General features: G+C 46.1%; 16 protein-coding genes. 2 read left to right on the top strand and 14 right to left on the bottom strand.

The annotated features are described in order from the left end of the window. Positions 1–256 precede the first annotated feature (256 nt). A complete protein-coding gene (gene ilvD, locus BLQ13_RS02260; RefSeq protein ID WP_090915516.1) occupies positions 257–1,942 on the top strand; it encodes a dihydroxy-acid dehydratase in 1,686 nt (561 codons plus the stop codon). Between the two features lie 222 nt (positions 1,943–2,164). Here ilvD and BLQ13_RS02265 read toward each other — a convergent pair whose 3' ends face one another. After that, positions 2,165–3,586 (bottom strand): polysaccharide deacetylase family protein, encoded by a 1,422-nt coding sequence (locus BLQ13_RS02265; protein WP_090915518.1) that lies wholly within the window; start codon positions 3,584–3,586, stop codon positions 2,165–2,167. Between the two features lie 172 nt (positions 3,587–3,758). On the opposite strand from BLQ13_RS02265, the gene BLQ13_RS02270 reads away from it, so the two are divergent. Beyond that, complete coding sequence (locus BLQ13_RS02270; protein ID WP_090915521.1) at positions 3,759–4,907, top strand: AI-2E family transporter; 1,149 nt, start codon at positions 3,759–3,761, stop codon at positions 4,905–4,907. Between the two features lie 33 nt (positions 4,908–4,940). On the opposite strand, the gene BLQ13_RS02275 is transcribed toward BLQ13_RS02270, so the two are convergent. The 13 genes from BLQ13_RS02275 to BLQ13_RS02335 all read right to left on the bottom strand — a co-directional run bounded on the left by BLQ13_RS02275 (position 4,941) and on the right by BLQ13_RS02335 (position 19,631). Next, positions 4,941–6,740 carry a peptidoglycan D,D-transpeptidase FtsI family protein gene (locus BLQ13_RS02275; RefSeq protein WP_338060857.1) on the bottom strand — a complete coding sequence of 600 codons (1,800 nt, stop codon included), beginning with the start codon at positions 6,738–6,740 and terminating at the stop codon, positions 4,941–4,943. Between the two features lie 127 nt (positions 6,741–6,867). Continuing rightward, a complete protein-coding gene (locus BLQ13_RS02280; protein ID WP_090915524.1) occupies positions 6,868–9,150 on the bottom strand; it encodes a methyl-accepting chemotaxis protein in 2,283 nt (760 codons plus the stop codon). A gap of 239 nt (positions 9,151–9,389) precedes the next feature. Then, a complete protein-coding gene (locus tag BLQ13_RS02285; protein ID WP_090915526.1) occupies positions 9,390–10,718 on the bottom strand; it encodes a peptidase U32 family protein in 1,329 nt (442 codons plus the stop codon). Positions 10,719–10,735: 17 nt separating this feature from the next. Beyond that, positions 10,736–11,665, bottom strand: a complete 930-nt coding sequence (locus BLQ13_RS02290) for a peptidase U32 family protein (RefSeq protein WP_090915528.1) — start codon at positions 11,663–11,665, stop codon at positions 10,736–10,738. 14 nt (positions 11,666–11,679) lie between these two features. Continuing rightward, the gene (mltG, locus tag BLQ13_RS02295; protein WP_244159184.1) at positions 11,680–12,720 is read right to left on the bottom strand and encodes an endolytic transglycosylase MltG; all 1,041 of its coding nucleotides are present in this window, start codon (positions 12,718–12,720) and stop codon (positions 11,680–11,682) included. 75 nt (positions 12,721–12,795) lie between these two features. Continuing rightward, complete coding sequence (locus BLQ13_RS02300; protein ID WP_090915530.1) at positions 12,796–13,110, bottom strand: DUF1292 domain-containing protein; 315 nt, start codon at positions 13,108–13,110, stop codon at positions 12,796–12,798. Next, positions 13,111–13,410: a DUF1292 domain-containing protein gene (locus BLQ13_RS02305; RefSeq protein ID WP_090915532.1), complete on the bottom strand. Its 300-nt coding sequence runs from the start codon at positions 13,408–13,410 to the stop codon at positions 13,111–13,113. 12 nt (positions 13,411–13,422) lie between these two features. Further along, positions 13,423–13,839, bottom strand: a complete 417-nt coding sequence (ruvX, locus tag BLQ13_RS02310; RefSeq protein ID WP_186809628.1) for a Holliday junction resolvase RuvX — start codon at positions 13,837–13,839, stop codon at positions 13,423–13,425. A gap of 124 nt (positions 13,840–13,963) precedes the next feature. Continuing rightward, entirely contained in the window at positions 13,964–14,224 is a 261-nt protein-coding gene (locus BLQ13_RS02315; protein WP_090915537.1) for an IreB family regulatory phosphoprotein, read from the bottom strand. Between the two features lie 129 nt (positions 14,225–14,353). Beyond that, positions 14,354–16,975 (bottom strand): alanine--tRNA ligase, encoded by a 2,622-nt coding sequence (gene alaS, locus BLQ13_RS02320; protein ID WP_090915539.1) that lies wholly within the window; start codon positions 16,973–16,975, stop codon positions 14,354–14,356. Between the two features lie 505 nt (positions 16,976–17,480). Next, positions 17,481–18,548, bottom strand: coding sequence for an AI-2E family transporter (locus BLQ13_RS02325; RefSeq protein ID WP_090915541.1), 1,068 nt, complete (start codon positions 18,546–18,548; stop codon positions 17,481–17,483). 341 nt (positions 18,549–18,889) lie between these two features. Next, positions 18,890–19,099, bottom strand: a complete 210-nt coding sequence (locus BLQ13_RS02330) for a hypothetical protein (RefSeq protein ID WP_090915543.1) — start codon at positions 19,097–19,099, stop codon at positions 18,890–18,892. A gap of 10 nt (positions 19,100–19,109) precedes the next feature. After that, complete coding sequence (locus tag BLQ13_RS02335; protein WP_090915545.1) at positions 19,110–19,631, bottom strand: PRC-barrel domain-containing protein; 522 nt, start codon at positions 19,629–19,631, stop codon at positions 19,110–19,112. Positions 19,632–19,727 lie beyond the last annotated feature (96 nt).

The raw sequence follows: 19,727 nt of genomic DNA on the forward strand, positions 1-19,727 counted from the left end.
CTCCATGGTAATGGAATGTGGCTTCTTTTCTATATGTCTATTGATTGTAGAAATATGACGATGGTTGTGATAGACTCTATAGAAAAACCGGGTGTTCACGGGTTTAAAGCAGCAAAGAAATTCACAAACTACGGGGAGCCAGACACCAGCCCACGGGTTTAATTTTTAGAGTACGGATGAAATTAAACGACAGATGTACTGCCATTTATTTTTCCATTCATGTTGCTCAATATTATATATTTGGGGGGAATACACCATGTCAGCCAATAAAATGCGTTCCGATATGATCAAAAAGGGGTTTGACCGCGCACCACACCGGAGTTTGCTCCGTGCAGCGGGCGTAAAAGAAGAGGATTTCGGCAAGCCGTTTATCGCGGTATGTAACTCGTACATCGATATCGTACCTGGTCATGTTCACTTGCAGGAGTTTGGTAAAATTGTTAAAGATGCCATTCGTGAAGCCGGCGGCGTTCCGTTCGAATTCAACACCATCGGGGTTGATGACGGGATTGCGATGGGACACATCGGTATGCGTTACTCCTTGCCAAGCCGTGACATTATTGCGGATTCCGTGGAAACGGTTGTATCTGCTCACTGGTTCGACGGCATGGTTTGTATCCCGAACTGTGACAAAATTACACCAGGTATGATGATGGGCGCACTCCGCTGCAACATCCCTACCGTATTCGTAAGCGGTGGACCGATGAAAGCAGGCCGTGACAGCAACGGTAAAGCTCTTTCCCTTACTTCCGTATTCGAAGGCGTGGGTGCTTTCCAGGCGGGTAAAATCGACGACAAGAGCTTGCTTGAGCTTGAGCAGTTCGGTTGTCCAACTTGCGGATCATGCTCCGGTATGTTCACCGCGAACTCCATGAACTGTCTTGCAGAAGCGATGGGGCTAGCTATGCCGGGTAACGGAACCATTCTGGCTGTTGCTCCAGAACGTCGTGAATTTGTTAAACAATCGGCGAAACAATTGATGGAACTGATCAAACTGGATCTGAAACCACGCGATATCGTAACTGTAGAAGCCATCGACAATGCGTTTGCTCTGGATATGGCGATGGGCGGTTCCACAAATACGGTACTTCACACACTTGCTCTGGCACACGAAGCTGGCATTGAGTATCCGATCGAGCGTATTAATGAAGTTGCTAACCGCGTTCCGCATCTGGCGAAACTGGCACCAGCTTCTGACCTGCACATCGAAGATGTTCACAATGCAGGTGGTGTAAGCGCGGTTCTGAATGAATTGCTCAAGAAACCGGGCGCAATCCACGCGGACTGTATTACGGTTACAGGTAAAACCATCCGTGAAAACGTGGAAGGCCAGGAAATCAAAGATACAAACGTAATCCACAAGCTTGATAACCCGCACTCCGAAAAAGGCGGACTGGCTGTATTGTTCGGAAACCTTGCACCACAGGGTGCAATCATCAAAGTTGGTGCGGTTGATGCTTCGGTTGGTGGATACCACAAAGGCCCTGCGATCTGTTTCGACTCCCAGGAAGAAGCACTTGAAGGAATCGCTAACGGGAAAGTTAAAGAAGGGCATGTCGTGGTTATTCGTTATGAAGGACCAAAAGGTGGTCCAGGTATGCCTGAAATGCTTGCGCCAACTTCCCAAATCGTAGGTATGGGACTCGGTGCCAAAGTCGGTCTGATCACGGATGGACGTTTCTCCGGCGCATCACGCGGAATCAGCATCGGCCATATCTCTCCAGAAGCAGCGGAAGGCGGCCCAATTGCCTTTGTTGAAGAAGGAGATATCATTGAACTCGACCTGAACAACCGTACGATTGAGTTGCAAATTAGCGATGAGGAATTCGAAGCTCGTCGTGCGAACTGGAAAGGTTTTGAACCAAAAGTCAAAACCGGTTTGCTCGCTCGCTACTCCAAACTTGTAACCAATGCAAGCAACGGTGGCGTTCTGAAAATCTAGGTTCTAGGTTCGGCTGCAATCTTGCCATCTTACATGGATATAAGCATATAAACAACGAAAAAGAATGTGCTCTGCCACACTGGCAGAGCACATTCTTTTTTTGCATCGAAATTGCGTACAAACACTCTTCTCAGAAAAATTGCGCTATTCAAATGAATAATTAAATTCGTGTGTATAAATCCGTTACAACATCACCATCGAATTCAGTTCTCATCCATGAAATCAATTCTGTTCCGTCAAAACCTCATTTTCTATAACAAAGGAATCGTCTTCTGCTTGTTTAGTTACACCTGAAGCGACCGTATGATGTTGCTGTCCATAACGTTTCAACAGTTCCTCAACAGGCATCACAATCATTTTAGGAACCAATTGATCTGTCCGCTGTTTCAAGCGCTTTTGCCCTGCCGGATGAATAACGCTAAGCAACATCCTCAGATATAACTTGGAGGCCAAGCTGAACGGGCCTGGTGCCAGCTCTTGCACAGTGAATCCAAATTTCTCAGGACCACGGTTAATCATGCTCACGCCATAAAGTGCCTTTGCCGAACGTAATTCAGGATCTGCAGCAACAATCTGTGCCAGGTCTGGCAGTTGTTGTTCCATCGTACGGATCATACGAATCGCTAGATGCATCGTTGAACGGGATGTAACACCAAGTTCGAATAATGTTTGATTGTCAAAATGTAGCTCTACAATCGGATCTCCGTTCTGCATCACATAACCATGTTGCATCTCAACTCGTGCACCGTGGTACACACGGGAACGAAAATGGAGCATCGGATCTTTAGGTGAAGCGGCTCGCAGATGGTATGCCCAATGAAACAGCTTTTCCCATCCTAACCACAAAGCAACCACGGTACGTTTCCACAGCTTCAGCTTCAAGCGGGGTTCCACTTCTTGCCGTACAATCACTGACGACAATTCGGTTATTGAGCTACCATTCATCAACGTGTCCACACGAACACTTTCCAAACCACGTCTCTCGGCCTCCTGCAATAAGGCCTCCAGCGCCTCAAGCATCTGCTCTGGCGCGTGTGCATCTGCTCCTAAGGTTGTGCCGCGATCATGGAGCAACATAACCTCTCCGCCCTTTAATTTGTTTAGCATACGTTTTTTCAATTGCTCCGTACCTACGCTACATTTCCAGTCCTCAAACATGGCGGACCATAAAATGATCTTGCGATCTTTTTTACTAAAAAAATCAAACAGGTTCATAATGCCCCATGGCGGACGATAATAACAGGTTTTCTCACCCGTAATCTCTTGAATAATCTGACCTGTTCGATCGATCTGATCCCGAACCGTTCGTGGACGCATCAGCCAGTTTGTTTTGTGAATATAATTATGAATTCCGATTAAGTGTCCTTCCTCATGCATACGTCTGATTAACTCCGGATGACTTGCCGCATGTTCTCCCACGACAAAAAAAGTTGCCTTCACATTGTACTTGCGTAACAGTTCAAGCAACCGGGGTGTATACAAAGGGTCAGGCCCATCGTCAAATGTCAGGGCATAGTGTGTCTCACTTTTCCCCCTTCTGAACACACGAAATCCGAACAGTCTGCTGATCAAACTTGGAATAAAAGCATAAAAAGAGGACAGATACAATAACCACAGTAAAATACTCTGAAGCATCGTTGTCATGATGTCAATTCCCCACTTCTCCTGCTAATTTACGGCCATACGGCACTTTCTAAAATAAACCACCTTTAATTTTATCATAGTTAGTACTTTTATTAAATGCTGTTTCCTCAAATCCCCACTATCATGTACAATGAATACAATCTAATTTCTGCCTGTAAAGGAGTCTATGCCCATGTTGCCGCTTTATAAAAAGTACGGGCGCACCGTGTTCGATATCGCTCTGCTCGTGTTAACCGTGTATGTGATCATGTTTGCTTTTAGTAAATTGTATCATATCGCTGCACCCGTTTTTCTTTCATTTATTGTCTTTTGGATGATTGAGCCATTAGCCAAATTCCTCCATCGGAAAGGATTGCCCAAAACAGCTGGAACTGCCATATCTGTGTTATTGTTTCTTGGGCTCATTGTGGCTGCCTTCTTCGGTCTAGGCTTTTTTATCATTTCACAAATTTCCGATCTTCAGCTCAATTTCCCGGTGTATGTTGAGATGATCCAGCGTGAGTTCACGAATCTGGTCTTGCTCATACAGGATAAGTCCAATGCCCTTCCTGAAGGAATGCTGGACAAAGTAAATGAGTATTTTGCTACGTTGTCCGGAATCCTGTCGCGATGGGTAACCAGTGGGGCACAGTTTATTATTGGCTTTCTCAGCTCATTCTCCACATTCATTACAAACTTTGGGATCGCGATCATTCTCGCATTTTTCCTCAGCATTGAGATTGAATCCTGGCGCAAGTTTGCTCGTGCCAAAACGCCTAAAACACTGAAAACGGCGAATGAATTTATGCGCACTCACGTGTTCAAAACGATCCGTTCTTATATGAAGGCACAATTGATCATGATGCTTATTACTTTTGTATTGATATATGCGGGGTTGCTGATTCTGGGAACCTCCAATGCCTTTACAATCGCAGCGATCTGTGCCATTTTTGATCTGGTACCGTTACTCGGAGTTCCAGTGATATTTATTCCGTGGATTGTTTATTTGTTTATCGTGGGCAATACTACGCTTGCCATTGGCTTGATTGTAGTTTTGGCTGTGACCATGCTGACGAGACAACTGCTTGAACCGAAAATTTCAGGGAATTCCATCGGTGTTTCCTCTGCTTATTTGATGCTTTCGTTTATGTTAATTTCCCTGTCGGTCTTCGGACTCGCAGGTGTCGTGTTATCTCCTGTGCTTCTGATCTTGTTAAAAGAACTTCTACAGCAAGGTTATCTGCAAAAATGGATTCATCTGCCCACTGACGAATTCGAATCGTCACCATTAGTAGTTGATTCTCCTGCTCCTGATGTTTCAGAGAGAACAGAACATCGGTAGATGACATGCTCGTGATCTTTTCCTGTGAACCAATCACGAGCACTCTGCCAGATAGTCCATAACTTTGCGAAACAGAGCTGTAGCCTGATGTGGGGCTTCTGGAGAGACATTCTGTACTAACACAGCAACCGCGTATCTCGGCTTCTCTACGGGCCCATATCCTATAAACCATTGATTGTTTTTGGCTTTCCCATTTTGTTGTACCTGAGCTGTCCCTGACTTCCCTGCAACATGCCATCTCGCGTGTTGCAGGGATTTTCCTGTTCCCTCTCGTACTACGGTATTCATCCAGCTTAACAGCAGATGAGCTGTGGTCGGAGAAACCTGTCCTTCTGCTGAAGGAAATGCATGTAAAGGCATGTCCAGCATCGTACCTCCATCCGCGTAACGGATTCGTTGCACAAGCCGGGGGGCATTTACCTTTCCATCATGCAACAATGTCACGATCAGGTTTGCTGCTTGTAGCGGAGTCACCAGAACATCCCGCTGTCCAATGGCTGTCTGAATTTTGGCTCCTTCGTCTGCAGACTTCACGGCTTCTGTCCGAATACGCCCGGCTTCTTCATGATCAAAATGTTTTAATACCGGCATCCCCGCGATATGTTGTGCCTGCCAGCCGACAGAACGTGCAAGCCCCAGACGATCAGCGGTTTGTTCCAATTGCTCCATGTGCAGTCTACGTGCAGTCTCAGCAAACACAATGTTACATGACTCCGCGAATCCCTTTTCCAAATTCAATTCACCATGTCCATGCTCTTTCCAGCAGGATAGTCCATATTTTCCATAAGCTCCTTCGCAGTGGAACTTCTCACCACGAGAAACAACCTGATTTTCCAAAGCTGCTGCAGCCGTTACGATTTTGAAAATAGAGCCTGGTGCAGCCGCTTGTATCGCTCGATTCCCCCAGGAGGAGTGCTGTGGAGTGACATGCTGCGGTTGATAAAAGGGACGTGATACCATTGCGCGTACATCTGCATTTGCAGTATCAAGAACCACTATGGCGCCTTCCTGTAACCCGGTGACTTCTGTTAATTCTTCGATGCCTTGCTGTATACGTGCATCAACAGTGGTCTCCACCACTAATGGATAGTGCGAATTCGTAGGTGCGATCACGCGCGGTCCCATCTCAGGAATGACCTGCCCATTCCCTGTTACCATACGAGTTATTAACGTAGGTCCCACACCTCTTAGCAACGGTTCCAGCGTCCTTTCCAGTCCAGCTGCTCCCGATTTCATGGCAAAAGGCTGTTTTACTTCATCTTGATGTCTGTGAAATCTCCCATGATCTTTGGGCTGTTCGTTCAAATAGCCCAGCCACTGGCTTCCACTGGCCTTCGGGAAATACCTCGTCATAACAGGATACACATCAGCTCCTTGGAGGTGCAGGTCCCGTACATTTACAACTTGAGCATCCGTTAATAAAACAGGCTCTGAGCCGCCTCCGCCTCCAGTCCAAAGATGTGGCGTTCTCGCTTTATGCCATTCCCTATTTAGCTGATTCACGTCTGTATGAAGGAAGGAGGCAAGTTGTTTGAGCTTAAGATCATGCTTAACTTTCCCATTGGATGGATAAAGCACAAGCCCCCATTGCAACTTTCCTGTTAATGGACGCCCGTGGACATCCGTAAACTGCCCACGGCCAGAATCCAGCATCACACCCTGTTCACGTTGCAGCACCGACATCTCCCGCACGGTTCGCTGAAACCCTGGCATGATTCGGTTCACTTGAACCATTTGAATCCAGCCCAGTCTCAGTACCAACACTGCGAAGAGAATAGTAAGTCCGGCGCTTATTATGGCTATACGACGTTTCCACACCAGTTGCAACTGCACACCTGTTCCACCCTCACCTTTTTCGTGTATTATGCGCTGCCCTGTCTGGAATTATCCGGAAAACAAAAGAAAACCTGCCTCGAAAAGGCAGGTTCGTTTGTAATTTGTAGCATGTTGTGTCTGCTGATTACACCGTAAAACGTGAGAGTGTTTCTTTCAGTTCAGTTGATACATTCTCCAGCTTGCCAGAGAGGCTGACGAGTTGATTACTGATGTTTTGCTGTTCACTGCTCAAGGAAGCTACTTCCTCTGAAGTTGCCGAGGACTCTTCGGCAACAGCGCTAACATTGCTCATCGCTTCAGACAACGTTGCTTGAGATTTGCTCAACTCTCCAATGGAGCCTGTAACCATACCCAGACGTTGCACGAAGGCACCCATCTGCTCCTGTACAGAAGCAAAGATCACATTCGTATCTTTTACAGCATCCATCTGTTCCTTAAACAAAGGATATGCATCGGACAGAGCTTTTACCGTTTCGTTCATCTCTGACATGATCTTGTCGGTAATTTCCCCAACCATATCAATGGACTGTCTGGACTGTGCAGCGAGTTGACGCACTTCATCCGCTACGACCATAAAGCCACGGCCAGCTGCACCAGCACGCGCTGCTTCAATCGTTGCATTCAGAGACAAAATGTTGGTCTGCTTCGTAATATTTTGCATAACATCGAGCACCTTTAATACAGAGGATGTGCTCTCTTTTAACGAATCCACTTTGTTAACCAACGCTCCAATCATTTCTTCGGTCTTCTGCGTTTTGGTCATCAACTGATTCAGATGCTGTGTTCCTGTTTGACTGGATTTCTCTACATGACGGGCAGAACTGCCCATCTCTTCATTTGCTGCAATCACACTTTCCATCTGACGAGAGATATTATCCGTCAACTCATTGCCTCGTTCCGCTTCCGTTGCCAGACTGCCTGCACCACCAGCAATTTCTTCAGTTGCTACAGCAATTTCAGAAGCAGATACAGCTGTTTTCTTCGAAGCATTGCTCAGTTCTGTAGCTGTATCCAATACTTCCTGTGCAGAACGATTGGTCTGCTCGACCAGCTTCGTAATTTGTTCCATCATCGTATTAAATGCAGCGGAAAGCTGTCCAATCTCATCTTGGGAACTATACGGAGTGCGCACTTTCAGATTTCCTTTTGCACCCTCTTGCATCAGATCTTTCAATCCGCTAAGCGGACGAGCGATCATACGAACCATCCAGACACCGATTACCACAGCCAGAGCTGCAAATGCAAGTGCCATCCACAAGGTCATTGTCAAGATGCCTTTGGCATCCTTAACCAGCAACGAAGTGGGAACCATACCGACCATCTTCCACGCAGATGAATCCAGCGTACTGTATACAGCCAGCATATTCGTCGATTTGCCATCGATATCATATTCGGTATTTGTACTTCCTGCAGGCTCTTTCAAATCTTTCACAAATGCAAGTTCCGTTTCTTTTCCTGCACGTCCCGCCATAGACGAAGCAACGACTTTGTTATCCGGAGCAATCAATTGAATGACCGAGCCTGCCCCCAGATCCAGTGATTTCAGTTGCTCCTCGAGCACATCCAGTTTCAACTCAATAATCAGTACATAAGACTGTGTTGTACCTTGCAGGTTCTTCATCGAACGTGCAATTCGGAAAGTCTGTGTTGTGCCATCGGTCTTCTCTTGTGTCGGGAGCCAGCGGTATCCACCCTGTGCTACAAGGTCCGTGTACCATGATTCCTGACGAATGCTTCCCATCGTTGAACTGCTGTTCCCAGTTCCCATAACGGATTTAGATTCATCTGTTGGCACCAAATAAATCGCTTCCATGGATTTGTTTGTAAAAGCTACATTGGATAACTGTTTATTAATTGAACTCGAATTGACGAACGTATCATATGCCGTCAGATTCGGATCTGACATTTTCTGAAGCAAAGACTGCATCTCTGGATCAAAGAAGATCTGTGTGGACGTATCCACAAAACGCTCCAAAATGATATCCAGCTTCTGCTTGGTTTGATCAATCGTCTCCTGATTTGCTCTGGATGCATTAGCCTCGATCGTATTTTTAGCTTTGGAATAGGATAATAGACCCAAACTAATAACAACAATCATAATGGCTGCAAAAAAGATTAAGAATAGTTTAACCCCTACAGATTTGACCGGATTCACCTTTCTAATCTGTTTGAAGGAACTGCCTCCAAGCCCTTTCCAATCACGATTCTTCAGTTGTTTCTTCAACCAATCCACTTTGATCCAATCAAATCGGATCTTACTACGATCAAATTTAAAAGTTTTCTTATGTATCCCTTCTTTTTTGATTTTGACCGGTTTAACTTTCTTTACATTCTGTGTCTTATCAGGCTTAGCCTGCTCGGGTTGTGTGCTGTGTTCCCCACTGTCTTTACCCTTCTTTTGTACCATCCCAATCACCTGCCAGTAATTTTCTTGTTAGATTTTTCAATCTCTCCCCTATAAATATGTAGTATTCGACAGCTTTCCCGCTTTCCCTCCATTCCCTCAGAAATATATTACAACTTTTTTCCTATTTTTCTATAAAAAAAAGACCCCCATATACCGATATACGGAGGTCCATTCCTGTAATTTATAACACAAATTTGCGATTCGTTAACATTATTTTGTTTCAAACTAGGAATATAAGCCTACTTCTTTTTCCGCATCATATCAAAATAAGAAACTGGCTGATCTACTTTCATTTTCACTAGTTGCAACGGATGTCTGGCAGCATCCAGAACATTGCCTTTTTCATCCTGAATTTCTCCTACCACTTGTTTGAAAAAAGTACCATTGGGGCCGAAGAACTCGATTTCATTTCCCGGCTTAAAGTGATTCCGCTGCTGAATGGTCGCCATGCCTGTTTCTTCATCATAACCCATAACCAGACCAGCAAAGTCGTAAGGCACTGCTTTCTCTTCCGGCTCATAGATATGATCTTCATGATCAGGGGTGTCGTAAAAGAAACCGGTATTCAGCGGACGATTTGCCGCTTTATTCATTTCTTCCACCCACTCCGGTTTCAACACATAATTTTCAGGATCAGCCATGTAAGCGTCAATCGCCTGACGGTATACGTTGACGACCGTAGCTACATAGTGAATGGATTTCATCCGTCCTTCGATTTTGAAGCTGTCCACACCCACATCAATCAATTCTGGGATATGACCGATCATGCACAAATCCTTCGAGCCCATGGAGAAGGAATTATCCTGTTCCTGGAACAGAGGCAACTGATTATCTCCCAGTTTAAACGGAGCAGGAGCCTGCATCTGCATCTCCTCTTCGCTTACCCAGACCGCATCTTCTCTCGCATCCTCGAACAGATCATACTTCCAGCGGCAAGACTGACAGCAGCCTCCACGGTTAGAGTCACGGTCTGTAAAGTGATTGGACAATACACAACGACCCGAATAGGAAGAACACATCGCTCCGTGAATGAACGCCTCAATCTCGATATCCACATTCGCCTTGATCTCTTCAATTTCTTCAAAGCTTGTCTCACGGCCAAGCACAACCCGTGGCAGTCCTTCGTCCTTCCAGAACTTCACGGCTTGCCAGTTCAAAGTGGACTGTTGTGTGCTAAGATGCACTTCCAAGCCCGGTACTGCACGCAAAGCCACTTCAATGATGGCCGGATCTGCAACAATAACCGCGGAGATGCCTGCATCATACAGGTTCTGCAAATATGCTTCAATGCCAGCCACATCTTCGTTATGGGCATAGATATTCGTTGCTACGAATACTTTAGCTCCATACTTTTTCGCGAATTCTACTCCTTCACGCATTTCTTCAAAACTGAAGTTATCCGCATTCGAACGAAGTCCATAAGCCTGTCCACCGATATATACGGCGTCAGCCCCATAGTGAATCGCAAATTTTAATTTTTCCAGATTTCCCGCCGGAGCCAAGAGCTCCGGTTTATCCAGACGGTTACGTTTACCGGAAAACTTCCGTTTGACCGCCACTGTTTCCATCTTGTTCACCTCGTCTATTAATACACTTGTTCTTTATAGAAAAATCCAAATGACAATTCCCGCTCAGGGTCTTGCAGCTCACGGACCTCACGTAACCATTCTTCGTCGTATGCATAAGCCTCTGCGTCTGCCTCATAAAGATCTATCGCTTTACGATAAGCACGAACAACCGCTTCATTGTAAGCAAGAGATTTCAAAATCCCCTCTACCTTGAAACTGTGCACACCTGCTTCCATCATCAGATGAAGATCTTCCAGAATGCAGATGTCCTCTGAACTCATAATATGCGTTCCATTGATGTCCTCATAGATCGGAAACTTCTCATCCCGTCGCTCGGCTTCAATCAGGAACAATCCGCGTTCCTTGCCGAGATGCCCTTCCACTGGACGTCCTTGATGAGCCATGTAACTCTGAACCAGGCTGCGCTTGGAGTGATAAATATTGGTCATGCCATGAACCTGCACCTGCGCCTCCACTTTTAAAAATGGAACCATCTCCGTGATTTCGTCCATGTTCAACTCACGGGCAAGGACAACGCGGCTGGCCCCCTTGGTTCCCCAGTAATTGGCCGTTGCATAGTTTGTAGACGTCATCTCTGCGTTCCAATGCAAATGAATATGCGGTGCATGTTCCTTGATCGCAGCCAGTACAGATGGATCATTGAACTCGACCGCGTGCACGCCAATTCGGCCTAACGCTTGCACATAGTCAGGCAATTCTTTTAATAATTCATTCGACATCAGGTTGTTCATAGAAACAATAACCCGAGCTTCGTGTTTGGTAGCCATAGCCACCACTTCTGCAGTTTCTTCCAGGCTAAAGTTACCTGGCAGACGCATGCCAAAGCGATCATCTCCAATTAATAAAGCGTCAGCTCCGGCTTGAAGCAATGCTCCTGCTTCTGTTACATTTGCTGCTGTCACGAGCAGTTCATGTTTAGTACTCATCTAATCCCCTCCGCTTATTGCGCAGCCTTACTTTTGGCTATATTTTGCTGATGTTCCTTGTATGTCTTGGCAAACAGATGCCCTGAAGTTCCATCCTTTTTCGTCACATAAAACAAATATTCCGAAGCTTCCGGATTCAACGCTGCCTTGATGGAAGCAAGACTCGGACTGGCAATCGGGCCAGGTGGTAGACCCTTGTTTAAGTAAGTATTGTACGGACTCTGTACCTTCAGGTCTTTGAAAAACAGTCGCTCCTTCGGTCTATCGAGCAAATACTGCACAGTTGCATCAATTTCCAACTTCATATCCTTATTAATCCGATTGTAGATTACACCTGCAACCAGAGCACGTTCCTTCTCCACCACAACTTCCTTCTCCACAAGTGACGCAATCGTCAGCAATTCATGCAAGGAGAGTTTCTTTTCCTGAAGCTTCGCTTCCAGATCCGGTATGGAATTGATTTTGGTCTCGAATTCTTCCAGCATTCTCTGCATAACATCGTGGGTGGAACTTCCCTTTTTCAACTCGTACGTTTCCGGGAAAAGATAACCTTCCAATGCGTAGCGAAGTTCTTCATCCACAGGAATTCCCTTGATGATATCCACATCAAAGGCCGAGGGATCGTTGGCCAGCTTGATGAATTCATCCCGATCAACAACATGTTCGTAAGCGAGCTTACCTGCCGTCTGCAAGACGGTATACCCTTCCGGTATCGTAAACTTCACCATTTCTTCGGGTACAACCTCGCCGCTACTCAGTTTATGAATAATCTCATCGTATGTTACACCTGGATTCATGGCGTATTTTCCAGCCATAAAATTACTACCCAGCTTATTCCACTTTAAATAACCTTTGAAAACGAGACTGTTTCGAATCAATCCTTCTTGCTGCAGTTGGTCCGCAATTTTGGAAATGCCCGATCCGCTCTTGATTTCAAATACAACAGGCTCGGAAGAAGCTTGTACCGGACGCATCATGCTCCATACATACCCGCCAGCTCCTCCGGCCAGAATTAATAGTATTAGAAGCAGAATACCTATGACTTTGCCTTTCAACAGAGACACAACTCCTTTACACAACCAAAAAGAGCGGACTTCTCCGCCCTTCCGGTTTTTTCAATTTGAAGCTGATTAATCTTCGTCAATCGGGAGTGTACATTCATCATATAGCTCTGAAATGCTCTCCCACTCATCGTCATCATCAATCGTAACTAACTCCGGCATGATCTGGTCTTCGCTGCCCGGAACAACCCGTAGCAGTTCAACCTCGTCATACGGACGCAATGAACTGCGGAGCACCGCGTATTGCTGCCCATGTACCTCAAACTCAGCGAGCAGTTCATACGGATGTGATTTACCGTTCTCTTCCTCGAGCTCCACATGAGCACCGAATGCCAGACGCAGCGAATCTGTCCATTTCAGGTCCTTGCGATTATATTCCGTCATTTAGTTCGCTTCCTCTTCATCTTCAGCAAGAAATGTATTAAAGGTCTCCTCGACGATATCCCACTCGGCATCATCTTGGATCACAAAAAGTTTGATATCATCGCCGTCTTCTTCATAACGGAATGCATACACATCCGTCTCGCCATCTTCAGGTTCAACCGGAGCAACCATCATATACTTGGCCTCCGAACCGTCCACTTCGAATTTCATGATGACTTCGAATTCCTCTTCGTTACCCTCATCATCTGCAATGTAAATGATCTCAGCTTCTTCTTCCATACCCAGTTGATCTTCAGCCATTGTTGATCCCCCTCACCTTGTACTATTGGCATCCAAATAATTTTGCAAAATCAGGCTAGCGGCCATTTTGTCCACGACCTGTTTGCGTTTTTTGCGACTGACATCCGCTTCAATCAGCGTACGTTCTGCTGCCATCGTTGTCAGCCGTTCATCCCAAAGGTGAACAGGTAAATTCAGTTCGCCACGCAGACGTTCGGCAAAAGCAATACATATTTCACCGCGCGGTCCTACGGTGCCGTTCATGTTTTTGGGAAGTCCAACCACGATTTCACTGATCTCGTGCTCACGCACCAACTCAGCAATCCGTGTGAACTCACCTTCATCCCGGCGGCGTTCAAGCACTTCCAATCCCTGGGCAGTCCAACCGAAGGCGTCACTGACAGCAACTCCGATTCTGCGGTCCCCATAGTCCAAACCTAATTTTTTCATCATGCTCTCCCATCCTGAGCCTGTTCAGAACGATATGCTTTCGTCTGTGCAGACTTCAGTCTGTCTTCTGTCGGTTCATTATCCGTTTGCCTACAAGGCTGCAGACAAACGGAAGTGGCGTATATTACCGGTGATTGGCCAGGTAAGAACGAACAAGCTCTTCAATCAGCTCGTCGCGCTCCTTTTTCCGGACCAGACTGCGTGCGTTGTTGTGACGCGGAATATACGCGGGGTCGCCGGATATCAGATATCCAACGATCTGGTTAATGGGATTATACTCTTTATCGACCAGCGCGTCATATACCGTGAGAAGAATCTCTTGTGAAGATGCCTCCTGTTCGTCACCTTTCACATTAAATTTAACCGTCTTATCCATGGAGTCCATTGATGACACCTCGCTCCTGCATGAACATGGGGACCATGTCCTGCCGAATTGATTTCTGTTTATATAATAACATATTCTGACTGCCACAAGTACACAAAGGATAAGGCAATTGTGTTTTTTGCTTGTCCTTTACTGGCTGACGATGGAAATCGCCAATTTCAATGCTTCATCCAGCTTACTTGCGTCCTTGCCTCCGGCCTGAGCCATATCCGGACGTCCACCGCCGCCGCCGCCGCATACTGCAGCAACTTCCTTCACAATCTTACCGGCATGCAGACCTTGTTTCACCTGCTCAGCAGGTACTGCGACTACAAAATTCACTTTGCCATCCGCCGGCGCACCGAGTACAAGAACAGCATCTGGCAGTTTTACTTTCAGCTCATCCGCGACGGTACGAAGTGCATCCATATTCGGTGCATCTACACGAGCGGCCAGCAATTGGGTATTACCTGCTTGTACCACTTGATCCGTCAACTGGCCTGCTTCCATCGCGCTGAGTTTGCTTTGCAGCGATTCAGTCTCTCTCGCAGCTTCTTTCAGTTGTTGATTCAGACCTTCAATCCGCTTCGGCACATCCGCTACATTCGCCTTAAGAAGGTTTGCGGACTGTTTGAGCAGTTCCAGCTGGCTTTCCACATACAAATATGCACCACGGCCTGTCACAGCTTCAATCCGGCGTACACCGGAGCCGATTCCACTTTCGCTGACCAGTTTGAAAATTCCAATCTCTGAAGTATTATTTACGTGACAGCCGCCACAAAGTTCCAAACTGTAATCTCCAATTTGCACGACGCGCACAATATCTCCATATTTTTCGCCGAAAAGAGCCATAGCTCCCATTTCCTTCGCTTCATCGATGCCTTTCAGCTCAATGTTTACATTCAGACGATTCCAGATCTGCTCGTTAACTTGACGTTCAATCTCTGTCAACTCTTCCGGCGTAATGCTGCCGAAGTGAGAGAAGTCAAAACGCAGACGCTGCGGTTCCACCAAGGAACCAGCCTGATTAACATGCGTACCCAGCACATCTTTCAATGCTTTGTGCAGCAAGTGTGTTGCCGTATGGTTTTTAATGATATCGCCGCGTTTGGTTGCATCCACTTCTGCTTGAATAACATCACCCACACGAAGCTCACCGGACTCAATCGTCACCACATGCACATGCTGCCCTTGCGGAGCTTTGAACAGACCTTGAACCTTTGCTACAGCACTTCCACTGCGAAGCAGGCCTTGGTCGCTGACTTGACCGCCACTTTCTGCATAAAATGGAGTTTGATCCAGAATAACCTGAGCAGTCTGTCCTTCTCCTACAGAGTCTGCAAGAACATCTCCGGTAACAATAGCTACCACTTTTGCTTCCGTCAAAAGGTCAGTATATCCAACAAACTCGCTTTTAACCTCCAGGTCAGCCAGCGGTCCACCTTGAATCTTCATGCTTTCGTTCTCTTGACGCCCTGCACGCGCACGATCACGTTGCTCCTGCATGGATTCATCGAAGCCCTCACGATCTACGGTCAGACCATGTTCAGACGCATAATCCTCAGTCAGGTCAAACGGGAATCCGTACGTATCGTATAGTTTGAATGCTTCTGGTCCGCTAATCACTGTACGTCCTTCGGCTTTGGCTGCAGCACTGATATCTGCCAGAATGGAAAGTCCGTCTGACAACGTTTCGTGGAAACGTTCTTCCTCGGTTTTGATCACTTTGGCAATAAATTCTTGCTTCTCTACCACTTCAGGATAGTACATGCCCATCACTTCACCAACAGTCGTTGTCAGCTCATACAGGAACGGACGATCCAGGCCCAATACTTTACCGTAACGAACAGCACGACGCAGCAAACGGCGAATGACATATCCGCGGCCTTCATTGCTTGGCAATACGCCATCACCTACAGCAAATGCCACGGTACGGATATGATCGGCAATGACTTTGAGCGCAACATCAATCTCAACGCTATCATTATATTTAACGCCTGCCAGTGCAGCCGTTTTCTGAATCATCGGTTGGAACAGATCGGTGTCAAAGTTGGAATCTACATTTTGCAGAATGGAAGCAAAACGTTCCAGACCCGCACCTGTATCAATATTTTTGTTCGGTAGCGGTGTATAGCTACCGTCTTTGTTATGGTTAAATTGCGAGAATACAAGGTTCCACACTTCCAGATAACGCTCGTTCTCTCCACCTGGGTACATTTCAGGATCGTTCATATCGTTACCGTAAGCTTCCCCACGGTCATAGAAGATTTCAGTACAAGGTCCACATGGGCCTTCGCCGATATCCCAGAAGTTTTCGTCTAACTTGATGATGCGTTCAGCTGGCAATCCGATTTTTTCGTTCCACAGCTTGAAGGCTTCTTCATCTTCCGGGTATACGGTAACAGACAAACGTTCCGGATCGAATCCAATCCACTCTTTGCTCGTTAAGAACTCCCAAGCCCAAGTCACTGTTTCTTCCTTGAAGTAATCACCGATGGAGAAGTTACCGAGCATTTCAAAGAACGTATGGTGACGACGCGTTTTGCCGACATTCTCGATATCGTTGGTACGGATACATTTTTGTGAGTTTGCAAGACGTGGGTTCTCCGGCTTCTCCCGTCCGTCAAAGTAAGGTTTCAGCGGTGCCATACCCGCATTAATCCACAACAGGGAAGGATCGTTGTGTGGTACAAGCGACGCGCTTGGTTCAATTTTGTGACCTTTACTTGCAAAAAACTGGATCCATTTGGATCGGATTTCACTAGCTTTCATACTGGTTGCCCCCATCAAATTATAAGTTCCGCAGCGAGATCGCCCCGGTTGGTTAACAGATTGTTTGTACGTTTTCCAGGTAACACATCTGTAAAAACAAACACAAAAAACGCCCCTGAATGATCAGGGACGATGTTATCGCGGTACCACCCTGGTTATTGTTCTTCTTCCCTTATTGAAAGGATTCAACTCCCGTCATTGGAAGGATAAAACGAACAATCGCCTCGTTCATGCGAGTAACGGTCGCGCCCGGCAGGGTTGTCCTGCACTCCGAAATCAGCTTTCTGCCGCTTCAACTTTCAAGACTCTCCCAGCCAGCGAACTCAGAACATGTCTGAATTCGAAGAAGTCTATTCTCTGAGGAAAGGAACCCTCGGCATACTTCATTTCATCATCGATTTTAATTTAGTAAACATACACCCTCATTATATCGATAGAGTTACCCAGTGTCAACGCGCCTTCTGAGGCGATTCCAGATGATTTCCTGTTTCACTCGGCCATTTGATCACTCGGTTCTCCGCTTGATGTAATAGGCGAAGAAGTGTTGCACGATAACCTTCAACACGGCAAAGACCGGTACTGCCAAAATCAGACCGACGATCCCCGCCAGTTCTCCACCGACCAGAAGCGCAAAGATAATGGAGAGTGGATGCAAGTGTAGCGTTCGTCCAACCACCTGCGGGGAAACTACATTGCTCTCTAGCACTTGGCAGAGTGTGTTCACCGCGATGACCAGTAGTACCATTTTGAAAGAAACCGTTGAAGCCATCACGACCGCAGGTGCCGCCCCCAGAAAAGGACCCAGATACGGCACGATGTTGAATACCGCCACAATACTTGCCAGAAGCAGAGCATAAGGCATATCGATCACGATATATCCGATATAGGCAAAGATCCCCACAATCACACAGACGATAAATTGTCCCCGGATATAATTGCCGAGTGCGGTGTCGATCTCTTTCATCACAGAAACAATGGCTTTACGGCGAGAACGAGGCAGATAAGCCACTACTGTGCGTTCAAATACATCAAAATCTTTTAACATATAAAAAATCAGAAACGGCACAATAAATACGTTAAACAGCACATTAATCGTCGCTCCGATATTGTCCATTAGCACGGTGATTCCTTGCGTAAGTCGGTCTTCCATCTGAAAAAACCAACTGTTCATGCCTGTGCGTATGCTTGGCGGCATTAATTTGTGATCCATATTGTTCATCAGGTTTTGCGCCCGCATGGACAATTCCGGCATATGTTCATTTAACTCTTCCAGCTGTTCAATCAGCACAGGGATGACATTCATTAAGATGACTCCAATGCAGGTCAGAAAAAAAGCATAGATTAACAGAACCGCAATGGAACGTGGAACTTTGCGTCCACCAAGCATGCTCACAATCGGATTAAGCACATAAGATATGATCAGTGCAACGATGAATGGGGCCAGTACCGTTTTCAAAAATCCATAGATATGTAACAATAACGGCCGTAACAGCCAGATAAAATATAGAATGATTAATCCGAGCAAGAGCCAGATCGCGTAACGAAACATTTTATTTTTGGTTAGTTGCTCCACTTCGATTCTCCCCTTTGGACTGCCTCTACAGTTCAGTATATGGACTGGCTCTGAAAGTCAGTATATGTAGGAGAGGGAATTTTTATTAACTCCGTGCAGATGTGGTAAATGAGAAGAGGAAGGGAATAAGAATATGTTCTGTGTTCATCATTGCATAACAAAAAAACGCTCTCCTCTAAAAAAGAGGAAAGCGAATTTTATGAATCATTGCCTCATATAATCAACCATATGCTTCCTGACCACTATGTAACTACATCTATATCCTTCTGTCGCCAGATTGCGACATCATTAAATGACATGTATTGTCATGAAACCGCATATAGAGGAAGTTAAACCGCGTATTAAGAAGAAGCGTGAATATGTGGGAAGTCTTGTGGCAACTCTTCTCCGAAGAACAAATCATCCAGAGAGCTTAAAGTGCCGTCCTCTTCCACCTGATACACAGACATTTTCTCACCGTTTACCGTTAACTCAATAAAGCATCCCCAGCAATAAAACTGATGGGAGCCAATTTTTCCGATATCTTTCGAACTACAATTTGGACATTTCATATTCATTCACCTATCCATTAACAGAATGAATGGCATTTTCCAAGCGCTGTTCACTCAGTGGCGGTACCATAATGGCACTTTCTCCGATTGACATATCACTTGTACATGGCAGCCATTTACGGCCCTCGATCAGATCGGACACAAAACCGTCCGTAATTTCAATCCCTATTATTGTATTTCCCAACTCTTGGTCAAAATAAACATCAGAGACACGTCCAAGCAGCAAACCTTCTTCGGTGAGCACGGACATCTCCTTCAATTTAGAACGACCAAGGAGGTATGTGTATTTTATGTCGTCGGCCCCCGTCTTGCGGACAGCCTGTTGATTACGGATCATGACGGCATCTTCGCCATAGGCAACGATATCTTCCCATTGCACCATTTTGACATGATTGGTAAACAGGCCCTTATTCTCAAGTTCAATGCCTTCAATCTCCCAATCATCATTCACAATGAAATCCTGGATTTTACCGACCTGCTTCCCGTCCTCAACATCAAAAACGGCAAGTCCGATCATTTCCTGAAGCTTCATCGCTGGGTCCCCCTCATCTTCTTCACATTGTATAGGCGCGGCGCTATTGCTAGGTATGCCCAAAGTTGATGAGTGGCAATCAGACGCCGATCATCA

The sequence above is a fragment of the Paenibacillus polysaccharolyticus genome (genome assembly GCF_900102085.1).
GTDB classification, from domain to species: Bacteria; Bacillota; Bacilli; order Paenibacillales; family Paenibacillaceae; genus Paenibacillus; species Paenibacillus polysaccharolyticus.